This window comes from Flavobacterium endophyticum, assembly GCF_003634455.1.
GTDB lineage: Bacteria > Bacteroidota > Bacteroidia > Flavobacteriales > Flavobacteriaceae > Flavobacterium > Flavobacterium endophyticum.
Genome location: NZ_RBLC01000002.1, coordinates 136,685 through 151,271 on the forward strand (window position 1 = coordinate 136,685; position 14,587 = coordinate 151,271).

Annotated in this window: 14 protein-coding genes; 7 read left to right on the forward strand and 7 right to left on the reverse strand. The window is 42.8% G+C overall.

The window, feature by feature from the left end; all coding sequences use genetic code 11:
- Window positions 1–93: 93 nt before the first annotated feature.
- The 4 genes from CLV94_RS10215 to CLV94_RS10230 form a co-directional block, all read right to left on the reverse strand.
- Window positions 94–3,627: an ABC transporter permease/M1 family aminopeptidase gene (locus CLV94_RS10215; protein ID WP_121376393.1), complete on the reverse strand. Its 3,534-nt coding sequence runs from the start codon at window positions 3,625–3,627 to the stop codon at window positions 94–96.
- Window position 3,628: 1 nt separating this feature from the next.
- Window positions 3,629–4,504, reverse strand: a complete 876-nt coding sequence (locus tag CLV94_RS10220) for an ABC transporter ATP-binding protein (protein ID WP_121376394.1) — start codon at window positions 4,502–4,504, stop codon at window positions 3,629–3,631.
- A gap of 91 nt (window positions 4,505–4,595) precedes the next feature.
- On the reverse strand, window positions 4,596–4,802 hold the full coding sequence (locus CLV94_RS10225) for a helix-turn-helix domain-containing protein (RefSeq protein WP_121376395.1): 207 nt from the start codon (window positions 4,800–4,802) through the stop codon (window positions 4,596–4,598).
- A 2-nt stretch (window positions 4,803–4,804) separates the two neighbouring features.
- On the reverse strand, window positions 4,805–5,323 hold the full coding sequence (locus tag CLV94_RS10230) for a DUF2975 domain-containing protein (protein WP_121376396.1): 519 nt from the start codon (window positions 5,321–5,323) through the stop codon (window positions 4,805–4,807).
- A 242-nt stretch (window positions 5,324–5,565) separates the two neighbouring features.
- Here CLV94_RS10230 and CLV94_RS10235 point away from each other — a divergent pair, with 242 nt between their 5' ends.
- The 4 genes from CLV94_RS10235 to CLV94_RS10250 all read left to right on the forward strand — a co-directional run bounded on the left by CLV94_RS10235 (window position 5,566) and on the right by CLV94_RS10250 (window position 9,080).
- Window positions 5,566–6,507 carry a hypothetical protein gene (locus tag CLV94_RS10235; protein WP_121376397.1) on the forward strand — a complete coding sequence of 314 codons (942 nt, stop codon included), beginning with the start codon at window positions 5,566–5,568 and terminating at the stop codon, window positions 6,505–6,507.
- 88 nt (window positions 6,508–6,595) lie between these two features.
- Window positions 6,596–7,405, forward strand: a complete 810-nt coding sequence (locus tag CLV94_RS10240; protein WP_121376398.1) for an AraC family transcriptional regulator — start codon at window positions 6,596–6,598, stop codon at window positions 7,403–7,405.
- A 79-nt stretch (window positions 7,406–7,484) separates the two neighbouring features.
- Window positions 7,485–8,435: a nitrilase family protein gene (locus CLV94_RS10245; RefSeq protein ID WP_121376399.1), complete on the forward strand. Its 951-nt coding sequence runs from the start codon at window positions 7,485–7,487 to the stop codon at window positions 8,433–8,435.
- Between the two features lie 39 nt (window positions 8,436–8,474).
- A complete protein-coding gene (locus CLV94_RS10250; RefSeq protein WP_121376400.1) occupies window positions 8,475–9,080 on the forward strand; it encodes a DNA-3-methyladenine glycosylase family protein in 606 nt (201 codons plus the stop codon).
- Between the two features lie 260 nt (window positions 9,081–9,340).
- Here CLV94_RS10250 and CLV94_RS10255 read toward each other — a convergent pair whose 3' ends face one another.
- Complete coding sequence (locus tag CLV94_RS10255) at window positions 9,341–9,781, reverse strand: SRPBCC family protein (protein ID WP_121376401.1); 441 nt, start codon at window positions 9,779–9,781, stop codon at window positions 9,341–9,343.
- 393 nt (window positions 9,782–10,174) lie between these two features.
- Between CLV94_RS10255 and CLV94_RS10260 the strand changes: the two genes are divergently transcribed.
- A complete protein-coding gene (locus CLV94_RS10260) occupies window positions 10,175–10,762 on the forward strand; it encodes an autotransporter domain-containing protein (protein WP_121376402.1) in 588 nt (195 codons plus the stop codon).
- 111 nt (window positions 10,763–10,873) lie between these two features.
- Window positions 10,874–11,296 carry a hypothetical protein gene (locus tag CLV94_RS10265; protein ID WP_147406615.1) on the forward strand — a complete coding sequence of 141 codons (423 nt, stop codon included), beginning with the start codon at window positions 10,874–10,876 and terminating at the stop codon, window positions 11,294–11,296.
- 5 nt (window positions 11,297–11,301) lie between these two features.
- On the opposite strand, the gene CLV94_RS10270 is transcribed toward CLV94_RS10265, so the two are convergent.
- Together CLV94_RS10270 and CLV94_RS10275 are read right to left on the reverse strand one after the other, a co-directional pair.
- Window positions 11,302–11,994 (reverse strand): LytR/AlgR family response regulator transcription factor, encoded by a 693-nt coding sequence (locus CLV94_RS10270; RefSeq protein WP_121376404.1) that lies wholly within the window; start codon window positions 11,992–11,994, stop codon window positions 11,302–11,304.
- Entirely contained in the window at window positions 11,991–13,034 is a 1,044-nt protein-coding gene (locus CLV94_RS10275; RefSeq protein WP_121376405.1) for a sensor histidine kinase, read from the reverse strand. The genes CLV94_RS10270 and CLV94_RS10275 overlap by 4 nt, the downstream gene beginning before the upstream one ends.
- Window positions 13,035–13,199: 165 nt before the next feature.
- On the opposite strand from CLV94_RS10275, the gene CLV94_RS10280 reads away from it, so the two are divergent.
- Window positions 13,200–14,585 (forward strand): TolC family protein, encoded by a 1,386-nt coding sequence (locus CLV94_RS10280; protein ID WP_121376406.1) that lies wholly within the window; start codon window positions 13,200–13,202, stop codon window positions 14,583–14,585.
- Window positions 14,586–14,587: the final 2 nt, after the last annotated feature.

The window sequence follows — 14,587 nt, forward strand, 5'->3', positions numbered from 1 at the left end:
ATGAATAACAATAGCTTGATATATTGATTTTTAAGTGGTACTAAACTCTTTATTTCAACCGCCATATCAAACTATTGTATTTTTATAGAAAATCTAAAACCCTCCTTGCAGTAGAGGCATAAAAGAAGTTTGTTCATTATCCTCCAACACAGCTTCCATAAACCTCATCCGCGGATCCAGTACTACCTTAGTCGGTTTTTTTGCCACACGGACTTTTAGCTTGCTCTGCCCCTGTGGCAGGATAACACGCTGTTTTTTTCCGTCTTCAAGATAGATATCGATTTCTATGGGCTCATCAAAAGCCAGAGTTGCTTTTTTGCCTTTTCCGTCTTCCTTGTACTTTTTGGCAATAACGGCTATTTCCAACTCATATATTCCTTCGTTTGTCTTACGGTAAGACACTTTATCCAGCTGCAGGTCGTGGGTGATAATCTGCTTGAACAGCTCATCAATTTTAGGATGAAGGGTATTATCGCTCACCGCATACAATTCGTTTATCAAGTCTAAAGAAATAGGCGGCTGATTCGGATAGGCATATTTCTTAAGAAAGCTTCTAAGCGCTTTATTGATGTTTTCTTCCCCAAGAAGCAGTTCCAGCTGGTACATGACGACCATTCCCTTGTCATACGCCAAGAATGGCTTGTAAGGATCGGCTTTAGACAAAGGCTCTTCTCCTGCAAAAGCACGCTGTTCCATATAAATATCTTTATGTATCTGTACGCGCGACACTATGTTTTCATCGCCATACGCTTTTCTATAGAGCACCAACTCGGTATACATCGCCAGTGTTTCTGTCAGCAGCTTGCTTCCTTCCCTATAATCTGGGTCGATGGTCGCATTGCCCCACCAGGTATGCGAAAGTTCGTGGCTTACCTGCTCGTTTAATATGTCTTTTTCAGGATCCTGTCGGATATTATTCTGAAAACCGAACGATTCATTGATAAAGAAACCCGTAGGATAGGCCGTAGCCGCAAAGCCTTTCACAAAAGAAGAAATCTCCACAAATCGGATCATGGCATACGGATACTTGCCAAAATGCTGCTCGCAGTATTCCAACGACTGCTTTGCATTTCGGATAATATGCTCGATATTATGCTCATGTCCGGGCTGGTAATAGACTTCAATCGCAATGCCTCGGTAGTTCGCCTTTTGTACGGCATAACGTGCCGAAGCAGCTGCAAAACGGAATGGTATAGGCGACGGAGTCTTGTATTGGAAATAATTACGTCCCTCTTTTTGCCACGTGGCTTTCAGATCGCCGATACCGATAGCCGTCTGGTTTCCAGAAGTAGAAATCACGGCATCGAGATTGATATAGCCATACTCATAAGGCGTTTCCCTCTTTTCTTCCAAAGGCAATACCAATGACGCTGCCGGCAGCTTCCTTTTGGCACGCTCTCTAGGGTCGTCTATCTCGTTATCGGCCATATAGCCGAATCGCGGGAAAAAGTTACTGATGCGGATAAACGAGCCGTTTTTCAGGATCGTACTAAACTGCTTGAACCCGTTAAATGAAGAACCCGAATAGGCAAAAGCGAATTTCATGCTGGCTGATTTGCCAGGCTGCAGCGGCTTTATTAATTTATACCAATAATGCCCGTATTCTTTGTCGGCAGACAGCAGCTTGGCATTCTCGATAGTAATACGGCTCCATTGCATATCCTTGTCAGCATACACCAAGACAGAGTCTATAGCTTGGTCACCTTTATTGGCTAACACGTACGTTCCTGTGACAGCATAGCTGTTTTTTTCAGGAAAGAGATCGATGGAAGTCTTGACATCCGTTACCGTAGGCTGCAAGAGCTCGCTGAATTTTTTGTACCGCTCTTCATACGCCTGTTTCCAATCATTGCGTTCTTCTTTCTTAGGAATTTCCGTCTCTTTCCAGATTATGCTTCCCGAAAATAATGCGCCCGCTAGGCAGCCCGCCAATAAGAGGGCCTGCCCTATTTTTAACCTGCCTGATGGGACACTCTTCCTTCTGAATCGGACCGCTGCAAAAAGAACAATAGCCGAAATACACGACCAATAGAGCATTTTGATATGAAACGCGTCCATAAAAAGGTCAAATCCGTTCATTTCGCTATAATTCCCTTTAAAAGCATTGGCATATTGCACTAGAGGATGCTTTAGTCCGATAAGCCCTCCAAAAGAAGTATTGGTCAATAACAAAACCACAGAAGAAACCATCAAGCCGATATACCTGTTTTTACACAGCGTATGTATGCTAATTACCAAGGCAGCGCAAAGCGACAATGGCAGGCCAATCAGATAATACAAGGACAGATACAGTCCCAAGTCGATAGCTTCTGTACCAAACGCCAATTGGAACCCTATACCGACAAGACAGCTGCACAAAAGCAACAGCATCGGCACGAACGTAAGCGTAAGCCATTTTGAAAGCACGACTGCCATCTTAGGAACGGGACTGCTGTTTTCCAATGCATCAAAGCGCGCGCCTTGGCTTCTCCAGAAAATCTCGCTTCCATAAAACAATACGACTATCAGGCCAATCATGGGAAATAGCTTCAATATTTCGCTGACCATCAAGCCCGAAGTAGCAAAACGTTCTGGCAAGCGCCTTCCGGCATCGATGATACCAATGACCTCCATCCCGAAAAAGAAACACCAGCCGAGGACTATAATCCATATCGAAACGCTCTTGATAATTGATTCCATATCAATCTTTACAAAACTAAGCCCAGCCTTCAGGCTATAAGCACCACCGCTATTCTTTGTTGGAACTGGCACATATTCAAGGCCAAGAACAGTCTTATCTTCTTTGGCTTTCTTATTCGATTTTCTGTCTTTTCCTACTATAAAACTAAACTTGCGATAAGCAAAGACTACCAGCAGGCAAGACACCGCCATATAAGCCATACGATTGAACAAGAAATTTCCGGTTAGCGTTACCAACTGCGTATTGCGCTGCCCAGCTGTCCAATACTGTGTCTGCTCAAAAAAGGCCGACAGACCAAAGGGATCGACCTTTGCCATGACATCCATGCTTGCTGCCGATACGGGTGCGGCACTGGCCATAAGCGGCGAATTAGAAAACATTGCTATTCCCCAATAGAGGAAATAAATAAAGAGTCCGGAGATATAGATTGCCATCCTGTTTTTAGACAATACGCCTATGCTGCACAGTACGCCTGTACAAAACAAGATGTTGGGCACAGCCAGTACCAGAAAAGGTTTTACGTAGCTCCATACGTCAAGCGCTGCCAATTCCTCATCATGAGAGCTGAACAACTGGTGCCCGACAAGCAGTCCCGTCACGTACAATACAAATGTCAAAGCCGCAATACCAAAAATCACGAGGAAACGGCTGCTCAGGTAATACCTTTTCTGTATGGGCGTAGCATAAAGAATCAAGTCAAAATGTGCGTCCTTTTCCCGCATCAAGCTTTGCGCCGCCAGCAGCGCGACAGAAAAAATACACATCAGCGACATGATGCCGATAACATACGTGATCACATAAGGCGAATTCTTATACGTTTCCGGAAAAGGAAAATTAGCCGCGACAGAAGTAAACAAGCCGAATCCTAGAAAGAAAACGAGCAGTACCAAGAAGGATTTTTTCTTTGCGAAAAAGATCCAGTCAAAATGTAAAAGACCTGCAAACATATTATTTCGTATTAAAAAGTTGGGCGAAATACACGTCTTCAAGATCGGTCTGTTTCATAGCAAAGCCGTGATGCGGGTTCTCTTTAGAAAGGATATGGATGTGCTGTCTTCCTGCATTCAGCTGCGTAGCAATGACCTGAAACTGTTCCTGATACGCTGACAGCTCTTTCTTTTCTATAGCCTTGGTCCAAATGCACCCTTCCAGCTCGTCGATAAACGCTGCTGGATTGCCATAGGCCAGTACTTTTCCTTTGTTGATGATGGCCATCTGGGTACACAAATTACGTACGTCTTCTACTAGATGCGTAGAAAGGATCACGATGACCTGCTCGCCTATCTCGCTCAATAAATTATTGAACCGATTGCGTTCTTCCGGATCGAGTCCGGCCGTTGGCTCATCTACGATAATCAGCTGCGGATTACCGAGCAAGGCCTGTGCCACGCCAAAACGCTGGCGCATTCCGCCCGAAAAAGAGCTTACCGCCTTGTTGCGGTCTGCATAAAGATTCGTCTTTTCGAGAAGCGCATAGATATGTTCCTTTCTTTCTTTTTTACCGCCGACGCCCTTAAGCACCGCCAGATGCTCTAATAAATCATACGCGCTGATTTTGGGATAGACTCCGAAATCCTGTGGAAGGTAGCCCAGCTGCTGCTTGATAAAGGTAGGATCGGCTACCACATCGACCGAATTAAATACAATCGCACCGCTATCGGGTGCCTGCAAGCCGGCTATCGTTTTCATAAGAGTAGATTTGCCGGCACCATTTGGACCCAGCAATCCGAAAATGCCATTGCTGATTTCAAGCGAAATGTCTTGCATAGCCTGTACGCCGTTGTCGTACTTTTTACTCAAGTTTTTGATTTGTAAACTGTTCATTTTTTTGATTTTTGATTGATTATTTTAGACAATAGAATTCCTGCACCCTCTTAGGGGCGTTTTTTTTTATACGCTACATGGTTATTGATGGTTATTCTTCTCTGTATTCCAAAATATCGCCCGGCTGGCAATCCAGCGCCTTGCAGATGGCTTCCAGAGATTCAAAACGGATACCTTTTGCCTTGCCTGTTTTTAGAATCGACAGATTGGCGGGAGTTATTTCTAATATCTCGGCCAATTCCTTGCTTTGCATTTTCCGCTTAGCGAGCATTACATCAATGTTTATAATAATCGGCATGGTTATATGTATAAGTCTTGTTCGGTTTGAAGATTGAGCCCCTGCTTGAATATTACCGCCATGAAATAAGCAAATACCCCAAGCACAAAATGCAATACCGACAGGCTAACGAGTATTTCGACTTCATAAGAATAAGCAATATGCCCGATCAAAAAAGGCAACGGTACGATAAAGTTGAGCAGGTAAAAGATGCTCAGCCTTCTTACTCCCTGTTGGGTAAACAATTTCTTTCCGCGGAACGTCTTGAAAATATTGCCCAGCAGCCAGAAGAAAATGCCGTACAACGCTATAAAAGCTATCATTTCAAAAATGTAATAAAACTCATAGGTATCACCTATCAAAAAACGCGTATCGGTAAAGGGATAGGTGATGACAAACCGCTTCCCATCTTCTATAGGCTGCAGAGAATCAGTACGAAATAGAAAGCAGATAATACAATAGGCCGCCGTTGCCAGATACGGCAGCGCCAGCACTCTTGAAAAGTAAAACAGACAAGTAGCAATAAGACGGACTCTTTTCATTTCTTAAATATTTTATGCAAATATATAATTAATTATCGTTTTACGATAATTAATCAATAAAAAACACATCAAACAGTATTTAATATGACATTCAGTATAAGTGAATTGTCAGTTACTGAAGGAAGGCAGAAGCGCTAGAGAGCAAAAAATCAAAAGCCCTAAACTTTTTACTATAATTCTGATATCTTCCTATATATTTGCTCTTCGTATAAAAGAACCTATCCTATTTCAAGATCCTTACCATGAAACAAGTGCTACTCCTACTCTTCTTTATAGCAACAAGCTATTGCAATGCTCAAGACCTTCTTGCCAAAAAAGGAACGATTACATTGGCGACAAACGAAAAAATAAGTTTTGAAAGGCTAGAACTTGTCGATGGGCACTTTAAGTATTTTGAACCGACAACGGGTGAAGACAAAAAAATAGCAATCAGCACAGTCAAGGTAATTGATGATGAAAACCATAAGCGCGTTTTTACCAACAGGAACATTATCATTTCAACCGAATTTTCGCAAGGAATGGTTATAGAGAAAACAAAAGCAGATACCATTGCTAGTGCCAAGAAGCCTGCTCCAAAAAAAGAAGATGCTAAGGTCGCAGCAAATGGATATCCGAATGGAATCTATTACACCAAAGAAGATTTTATAAACAAAGTACCAAATTCTACAGCAGTAGTAATTCCTAAAGGTCTGGTTGGCTTCACAAAAGAAGAAATCGTAGATGATATTCCAGCAGAGTGTTATTTTTATTTGAAAAATGAAGACAAAAAGCTTAAGAGAGTATTTGCCGTTTGCTACAAAGGACATATCTACTTCCAGACACAAGCCATATTAGACAACAGGAACAAAACGGACAGGGCGCAAACCAATCATTTTCCAAATGGCTTTGCCAAAGTCATATCCCTTGGAGAAAATTACTATTATACAGAAGTCAGCCTTGCCAATAAATGGGCACAAGGTTTTGCGTATGGTTCTGGCGGAGCTGTAGGCGGTGCAATCGGCAGTTCCTTAGGCAATCATAAAGGTATCGTATGGGATGTAAAAAACAAAGAATTTAATATCTTCAAAAATTGCAATGACTATAATGATTTTATAAAAGTACTTTATCCTGAAGGCGTTCAAGAATGCAAAAACCATCAGCCTGATATCGTTAAGGTGAGAGAAGCTATTGAAAAAATAAAATAACTGGATTTTATTCCCTTTGCCTCTTTTTTTCAATGCCCTCGTTCATATCAATAACGCCTCTATAAACCGCCTATAGTCAAAAATCCTAATGCAAATACCACCATCACCCTTTCTGCAGCATATCGTAAGGCATTATCTGATTCTTTCAAATGAGGCAGTTACAGCCACCGATTTTAGGATTTTTTCGGATGGAAGTCCCGGAATCGTGTTTCATCGGAAAGCTCCTTTTAAAGAGAAAAACGAGACAGAAGACAACTTTAGCTTACAGCCCGACTGCTTTGTATATGGACAGATCACGCGATTCAATACCCTCTCGGCTACAGGAGAAATCGATATGCTTGTGGTAGTACTGCAGCCCACGGCACTATTCAAGCTATTTACAATACCCGCTTTTGAAATAAATGACAAGACATTGCCTTTTACAGAATTGGCAGGTCATTCCGGCCGCCTTCTTATAGAAAAGATCCAAAGCCTTTCTGAAAATGCATCGGCCATAGCCGCAATTGAAAACTTCTTGCTGGGCCAGCTCCTTAAAAACTCCTATAATGACAGCCTGGTATCCATGGCCGTACAGCAGATTCACATACACAAAGGAAAGAACAGCCTGGCAGAAATGCTAAAAGGAATTCCGGCTACCGAAAGGCAGCTCGAACGAAAATTCAACGAACACATCGGCTTGAGTCCTAAAAAATTTGCAGACATCGTCAGGTTCCAGCACTCCCTGAAAAGCCTGAAGCAGATTTCTCCAGAAGCAAACCTTACAGAAGTAAGCTATGCCTGCGGTTATTACGACCAGCCGCACTTGAATAATAGCTTTAAAAAATTCACGGGCCTCACTCCTGTCCAATACCAAGCAAACAACAACCTGCTGGCTGTCAATTTTTTGTTGCTGGCCTAAGCGATTTTGTCGGTTTTCTCCAATTTTTGAGCTTGCTTTCTTTTCATCTTCGCAGTACTAATCCATTACGATACATACGATGAGAAATTTGAAAATCGCTACCGCCCAATTTGAAAACAAAAGTGGCGATAAGGTCTATAATCTGAAAGTAATCGAAAAGCTCTCACAAGAAGCCGCAGCAGCAGGAGCCGATGTCATTAATTTTCACGAATGCGCTATTACAGGATATACTTTTGCCAGAAACCTCAACAAAGAACAACTGACAGAACTGGCAGAATATATTCCCGACGGGCCGAGCATAAAAGCATTGATAGCTATTGCCGCAAAACACCAAATAACCATTTTAGCAGGCTTATTTGAAAAAGACTCCGAAGGAAATCTTTATAAAGCCCATGTGTGCGTAGACCAGACAGGAGTATTAGCAAAGCACAGAAAACTCCACCCGTTTATCAATCCGCATATCTTGCCCGGTACCAACTATACTGTTTTTGACCTCCATGGATGGAAATGTGGCATCCTGATATGCTATGACAACAATATCATAGAGAATGTCCGTGCAACCACCTTGCTTGGCGCCCAAATCATCTTTATGCCGCATGTTACCATGTGCACGCCATCCACAAGGCCGGGTGCCGGATTTGTCGATCCCAAGCTGTGGGCTGATAAAGATAGAAATGCAATAGAATTACGCCAAGAATTCGATGGACCAAAGGGCAGGCAATGGCTCATGAAATGGCTGCCCGCCAGAGCTTATGACAATGCTGTGTATGTCGTTTTCTCTAACCCGATAGGCATGGACGACGATCAGCTAAAAAATGGATGTTCGATGCTCATTGACCCTTATGGCGATATTATTGCTGAATGCAGGGAGCTTGCAGATGCCATTGCGGTAGCCGAGATAGACGCCATAAAACTCACTAGTGCCGGAGGAAGTCGATACATGGCGGCAAGAAAGCCGGAACTATACGGCGAAATCATAAGCAAATCCCATGAAAGTATCCAAAAAGTAATCTGGCTGGAATCTGAATAAATAATATCTTTGTTATCCTAATGCTTCAACCATATTTCTATGCAGCACCATTATCTACTCCACTTATCAAGCGACCCTGTATTTAAAGAAGTACTGCAAGACGCGGTGCCGCGGGAACTGAAAAAGAACACCAACCTGACACTGTTCCTCTATACTTCTATCATCAACCAGCAGCTATCTGCTAAGGTTGGCGATGTCATCTTTAACCGCTTTCTGGCGCTATACGATGGAAACGAGCCTACTTCACAGCAAGTACTCGATACTCCTTTTGAAACCCTAAAGGCCATCGGCCTCTCAAAATCCAAAACAGACTATATAAAGAATGTAGCTCAGTTTGATGTCGACCATGGCCTGCAGTATGAAAAGCTCCACGAGATGACCGACGACGAAGTAAGCCGTCTGGTTACTTCCATCAAGGGTATCGGAATATGGTCGGCCCAGAACCTGCTTATGTTTGGGCTGGGACGAGAAGATGTCTTTTCTGCCGACGACCTCATCATCCAAAATACGATGGCTGCCCTATTTGGACTGGACAAAAGCGACAAGAAAAAATTTAAGGAAGATATGCATAAGCTATCGGCCCAATGGAGCCCGTACCGCACCTATGCCTGCCTGCACCTGTGGCAATGGAATTCTAAAAAATAACAGCCTTTTTATTGCCCTAAAAAAAGGTCCCATTTTCATGGGACCCCATTGCTTGCATAATTTAAGTAACTAATTCAAATCCAGTATAATTGAAAACAATTATAAGTTCAAGCAATATGCTGATATCTAATTACTTAATAATAATCGTTTACAAATATAGAAATTAGAAATAAATCAGTAGTATAAAAGACAGCCACTTTGACGAGTTTTGTATACAAATCGTCGAAAAATAGCCTAATAACCTGATATAGTCCCCCTTTTTATTTCTTTTCAGACAGTTCCTTGATCTTGCCCAAGGCGATCGGCCATGTGGTATTGAAAAAATCTTCATACTCTTCGGTCACGTCCATATCCACCATAAGCTGGGTCTTGCCATTGGCTTCTTTCAAGGTATAATTTTCTAGCGAGCCGGCCCATTCGCCGCTTTTCTCGTTTTCGGTGTGCTCGATGCCACCCATTACCACGCCTAAATGTTCGATAGACATGTATTCGTTCGGAATGTTCTTCGCTATCCTTGCCACCATTCCCTCATTATCAGCATTCAAGAAAAGTACCTTGCTGCCTTCTTTCCAGTCGGTTTCAGCTCTAGATCCCTCGCCAAAAGGCGCTGTCCATAACGGATACGTTTCTTTTCCCCACAGGACGTCCCACACTTTTTCGCGCGGCGCATCCAGCTCTATTGTAAATTCTTGTTTTTTCATGATTTTTTATTTAGCAATTAGTGCGGCGCGATTCTCGACCCGCTTAATACAAAGTTGGCTCCTTTTTAGCAATAGTAGCAGGGTAAAATGTGACATTATGGAGGGTCATTTCGGCAAAATCGCTTCGAATCTCGTTGGGGTTTTGTTCGGGTTTCGTTCGGGTTTTGTTCGGGTTTTGTTCGGGTTTTGTTCGGGAATTTTTTTCAAAAAAGGACCTTTTTCCGAACCTTCTCAGAATGAGACTGCAACATAACCCCTACAAAGCTTTTTTCTTCTTGGTCCTGATTTTTTTTAAAAGCCCATGCAACCATTTTCAAACGGCATTCGTCTATGCTAATAGAAGTCGGTTTTTAGCCGGCAGCCATAACACTAACAAACATTAAAACTAAAAAAATGAAACGTATTTTATTATTCGCATTGCTACTACCAGCACTAAATTTTGCACAAGAGAAACAAGAAGCTAACGAGGAAACTGCAATAGTAGGTCCAAAACTGACGCTTTCTGCCAATTTCAACTATTCTGACCCGATGCAATACGGCTTGAGCCTTGAGTATAAAAAGAAGCACAAAGAGGGCGAAAGAAATTCATCACACTTGCTGAACATTTCTGCCGCAAGCTTAAATTATGACAACGATGTTGTTGATATCGACGGAAACGGCTTCGTGATCGAATTGGGAAGCAGGACGTATGTTGAAAAAGGAAAATGGGATGGGTTTTATGCAGAGAACTTTATTTCCTACGGTAATGTAAAATTCGATGAGGATGTTGCCGGACTTGGAAATTTTGACGGGACGTATTCCTATTGGAGCATCATCAATCCAAACGTCGGCTACAAATTCATGATCGGCAAAAACTTCAGCATCGATCCTTCTATCGGGGCTAACTGGAAATGGGAAGTAAAAGGAAAAGGCGATGTTGACAATAAAAACATAGACAACTTTGTCTTTAGAGCAGGAATCAAGATCGGATACAGCTTCTAAAAGCGGTTTCCTGAGGCAAGGCTGAAAATACAGAAGATTTTCTGTATTTTTGGCGGCTGCCGATTCCCAATCCAGGCCCTAAACAAACGGTAATAGCAAATACTATCCTACATGAAAAAAACTACATTCCTTCTTTTTATACTTTGTCTTGTAACCTTGACCAGCTGCAGAATAACAAAAACAATCACCATGATCAATGCAAAAGCCATGGCGACTGAGACTGAAACAGAATTTATCAAGAACAAGATCAGCTCTATTTCTTTCCTGGAATTGTCTGAAGATCAAGAAGTGGCCGCCATAAGCATCTGGAAAGAAGAAAAAACACAGCTAGGAAGAATCAATTTGGGAAAAAACTCAGAAATCGCACCGATTATCTTTAAGTCGGAAAATAATTTCAGGAGCATCTTGACGCCGGAGCAATTAAAAACCTACAAAGGATTCCGCGACGATTCTACAATACTGAAATACTTCATGAGCGACCGCTCTATGAAAGAAATCAAGAGAATTTACGAAATAGACGAGGAAATATTATAAAACGGCTATCGCGCAAGCAATCGTTCCAGCTCTCTCCTGTAGGTAATGCCTACGGGAATTCTCTGGCTGCTGACTACGAGCGTATCGCGCTCATTCGCTTCAATCTTGTCGATTGCCACGATATACGACTTATGCACGCGCAGGAACTGCTCTGCCGGCAGGCTGGCTTCCAATTCATTGGTCGTCATTGAGGCTAGATAAGTCCTACCCGTGGTAAAAATCTTGACATAATTGCCGTAGCTTTGGGCAAAAAGGATTTTCCTTACATCGAGGTCGATTACCGCTCCATCGGCTTTTATGCTGATAAAAAGGTTAGAGGCAATCACTTTTCGATCTGCCTGGGTAGCTAAAAATCGCTCTATAGACTTTAGGAAACGCGGGAAATAGATCGGCTTGAGCAGGTAATCAATTACGCCATAATCATAACTTTCGAGCGCAAATTCAGAATAGGCTGTCGTAAGGATGGTCTTGGGCTGCGACGGAAGGATCTTTAAGAGTTCCAGCCCTGTGATTTCGGGCATATCAATATCAAGGAACATGAGGTCTACTGGATTTTCACGCAGATAATTCATTACCTCTATCCCATTATAGCATTGGTGCACGAGTTCCAGCTCCGGATTCTGTCGGATATAGTTGATAAGCACGTAATGTGCTGCCGGCTCGTCGTCTACGATGATGCATTTTTTAGGGTCTTTCATGATTCGCCTACCTTTTTTAGCGGCAATGCCAAGTTAACAGTATAGACCGTATCGGTATTCTTGATGTCTAGCGTATAGTCGCTGCCATAGATGATTTTCAAACGCTCTGTTGTATTCTGGATGCCTATCCTTGTAGAAACAACGTTGATTTTCTTCTCGGGTATGGAATTGACAATCTGTAAGTGTAGCTTTCCTTTTTCTACCGTAATCGAAATGTGCACGTAGCAATTTTCGATAGCGCAGGTGCCATGCTTGAAGGCATTTTCTACAAAAGCGATGAGCAGCATCGGAGAAATCTTATACGCATTCTCATTATCGATCTTGCTGTCATAGGTAATCTCGCAGCGGTAGCCTACGCGCTCTTTTTCTAATTGGATATAGCTGTTGATAAACGAAAGTTCTTCTTCTAGGGATACGCACTGCTTTGCATTGCTCTCGAGCTGGTAGCGCATCAGCTGCGATACTTTCATAATCAGGTCAGGGGTTCTTTCAGGAAACTCAAGGCTGATTCCGTAAAGCGTATTAAAAGTATTGAACAAGAAATGAGGATTCAGCTGGCTCTTGAGCGAATTGAGCTGCATCTGGTTGAGCAGCAAGGCTTCTTCTCGCTTTCTTTTCTCTTCTCTATAAAACTTAAGGAACATAACCGGTCCGAGAATGCAGATCAGCGTACCGATTACCGTAGCCAGCTGGTACTGGTAGCTTTTTTGATGCGAAAACTCATACAGCGAAGAAGCTTTGGTAATCCAGACCGACGATATTTCATAAACAACAACTGAAAAAAGCAACGCCAAAAGTATCGTAAGCACCAGATATAAAAATCCTTTGTGCTGCTTGACCAATATGGGCAATAGGAAGAAACGATTGGTCTGCGCATGCAGATAAAGCATCAGGTAATAGCCAATTCCCGACCAGACAGCAATCGCCGAATTAAACAAAATCCAATCGTTCTTTAAAGAAAACAAAGAGAACGAAAACAGCAATATTGCAACCTCTTGCCACCATTTATTGTCTAGTACATTATCGACTTTCCATTTCATTTTTTGCAATTAAGGATACAAATTAACGATTTATTATTAATTTTTTGCTGATTTTAATGACCAATTGAATTCGTCATTTTTTTAGGCGAATTGGTCATTTAATGCAGCCTTCGCTCCTACGCCTGCTGTAAATTTGCGCTTTCAAACTTATATCAGGCTTAACAAATGACTACAAAAAAAATAAGTCTTTTTCTTTTATCCCTCTTCTTTTTCCAAGGGTTTTCCCAGACTCTTTCGCTCAAAGAGGCGGTAGAAACAGGAATGGCGAATTACGGAACCCTAAAGGCGAAAAGCAAATATGCCGAAGCCTCTAAGGAAACAGTAAAACAGGCACGCAGGGAGTACCTGCCCAACCTTAACCTTGCCGCACAGCAGGACTATGGTACCGTAAACGGACAGAACGGACCGCTATACGGTTTTGGCGGACTTGGCGTCGCTTCATCGGGATTGCCGCTTCCTGAACAAAACTGGAATGCTGCTTTCGGCGCCCTTTATCTGGTCAACATGAACTGGGATTTCTTTTCTTTCGGAAAGGCAAGGCAGCGTATCAACTTGGCAAAAGCCGATGCCGAACGTTTTGACAAGGATTTAGAACAAGAGAAATTTCAGCAGAAAATCAAGATTGCCGCGGCCTACCTCAACCTGCTTGCCAGCCAAAGACTGCTGATCTCGCAGGAGAAAAATCTTGACCGCGCGGTTGTATTCCAGAGGATTGCTGCCGCCAGAGTCAAAAACGGATTATTGCCGGGAGTCGATTCGACCTTAGCTTCTGCAGAGGTTTCACGCGCTAAAATCCAGCTGAATCAAGGCAAGGATCAGGTCAAGGAACAAAACAACAAGCTGGTGGCGCTCATGGGAGTGGACATCAGAGATTTTGTTTTGGACAGCACTTTCGTAAAAGAAATCCCGAAATCAATCTTGCGCCTTGAGACGGCAAACGACACGCTGAACCCGATACTGCAATACTATAAAAGCAGGATCGATTATAGCAAGCAGCAGGCGAAGCTTTTCAGGAGAGAATATTACCCTACCTTCAGCCTATTCGGCGTCTACCAGACACGAGCATCAGGCTTTAACTCCGATTACGCCGTAGACCAGAATTCGTATACCCGAAATTATTTTGACGGCGTAAGCCCTAACCGCCAGAACTACCTGCTTGGCGTAGGCGTAAGCTGGAACTTGACTACTATTGCCCGATCGAGCAAAAAGGCCAGCGCCCAAAAGCTTATTTCTGAAGCACTGCAAGAAGAATACAATGTCATCGACCAGCAGCTCAAGACCCAATCAGATGCGGCGGATGCCAAGATCAAATACGCGATGGACAATTATATAGAAGCTCCGAAACAAGTACAGGCAGCCGCTCAGGCTTATCTCCAAAAGACGACCTTATATAAAAACGGCCTGACCAATCTGGTAGATGTAACGCAGACGTTGTATACCCTGAACCGTGCCGAAATCGACCGAGATATCATCTATACCAATGTGTGGCAGTCGCTTTTGATGAAAGCCGCCGCTACAGGAGATTTTGAATTATTTATTAATGAATTTTAATT

Coding starts and splice junctions, on each gene's coding strand:
- CLV94_RS10265 (WP_147406615.1), top strand. CDS start 10,874: ATGAAAAAAACTACATTCCTTCTTTTTATACTTTGTCTTGTAACCTTG.
- CLV94_RS10260 (WP_121376402.1), top strand. CDS start 10,175: ATGAAACGTATTTTATTATTCGCATTGCTACTACCAGCACTAAATTTT.
- CLV94_RS10225 (WP_121376395.1), bottom strand. CDS start 4,802: ATGCCGATTATTATAAACATTGATGTAATGCTCGCTAAGCGGAAAATG.
- CLV94_RS10280 (WP_121376406.1), top strand. CDS start 13,200: ATGACTACAAAAAAAATAAGTCTTTTTCTTTTATCCCTCTTCTTTTTC.
- CLV94_RS10220 (WP_121376394.1), bottom strand. CDS start 4,504: ATGAACAGTTTACAAATCAAAAACTTGAGTAAAAAGTACGACAACGGC.
- CLV94_RS10275 (WP_121376405.1), bottom strand. CDS start 13,034: ATGAAATGGAAAGTCGATAATGTACTAGACAATAAATGGTGGCAAGAG.
- CLV94_RS10215 (WP_121376393.1), bottom strand. CDS start 3,627: ATGTTTGCAGGTCTTTTACATTTTGACTGGATCTTTTTCGCAAAGAAA.
- CLV94_RS10250 (WP_121376400.1), top strand. CDS start 8,475: ATGCAGCACCATTATCTACTCCACTTATCAAGCGACCCTGTATTTAAA.
- CLV94_RS10270 (WP_121376404.1), bottom strand. CDS start 11,994: ATGAAAGACCCTAAAAAATGCATCATCGTAGACGACGAGCCGGCAGCA.
- CLV94_RS10245 (WP_121376399.1), top strand. CDS start 7,485: ATGAGAAATTTGAAAATCGCTACCGCCCAATTTGAAAACAAAAGTGGC.
- CLV94_RS10230 (WP_121376396.1), bottom strand. CDS start 5,323: ATGAAAAGAGTCCGTCTTATTGCTACTTGTCTGTTTTACTTTTCAAGA.
- CLV94_RS10255 (WP_121376401.1), bottom strand. CDS start 9,781: ATGAAAAAACAAGAATTTACAATAGAGCTGGATGCGCCGCGCGAAAAA.
- CLV94_RS10235 (WP_121376397.1), top strand. CDS start 5,566: ATGAAACAAGTGCTACTCCTACTCTTCTTTATAGCAACAAGCTATTGC.
- CLV94_RS10240 (WP_121376398.1), top strand. CDS start 6,596: ATGCAAATACCACCATCACCCTTTCTGCAGCATATCGTAAGGCATTAT.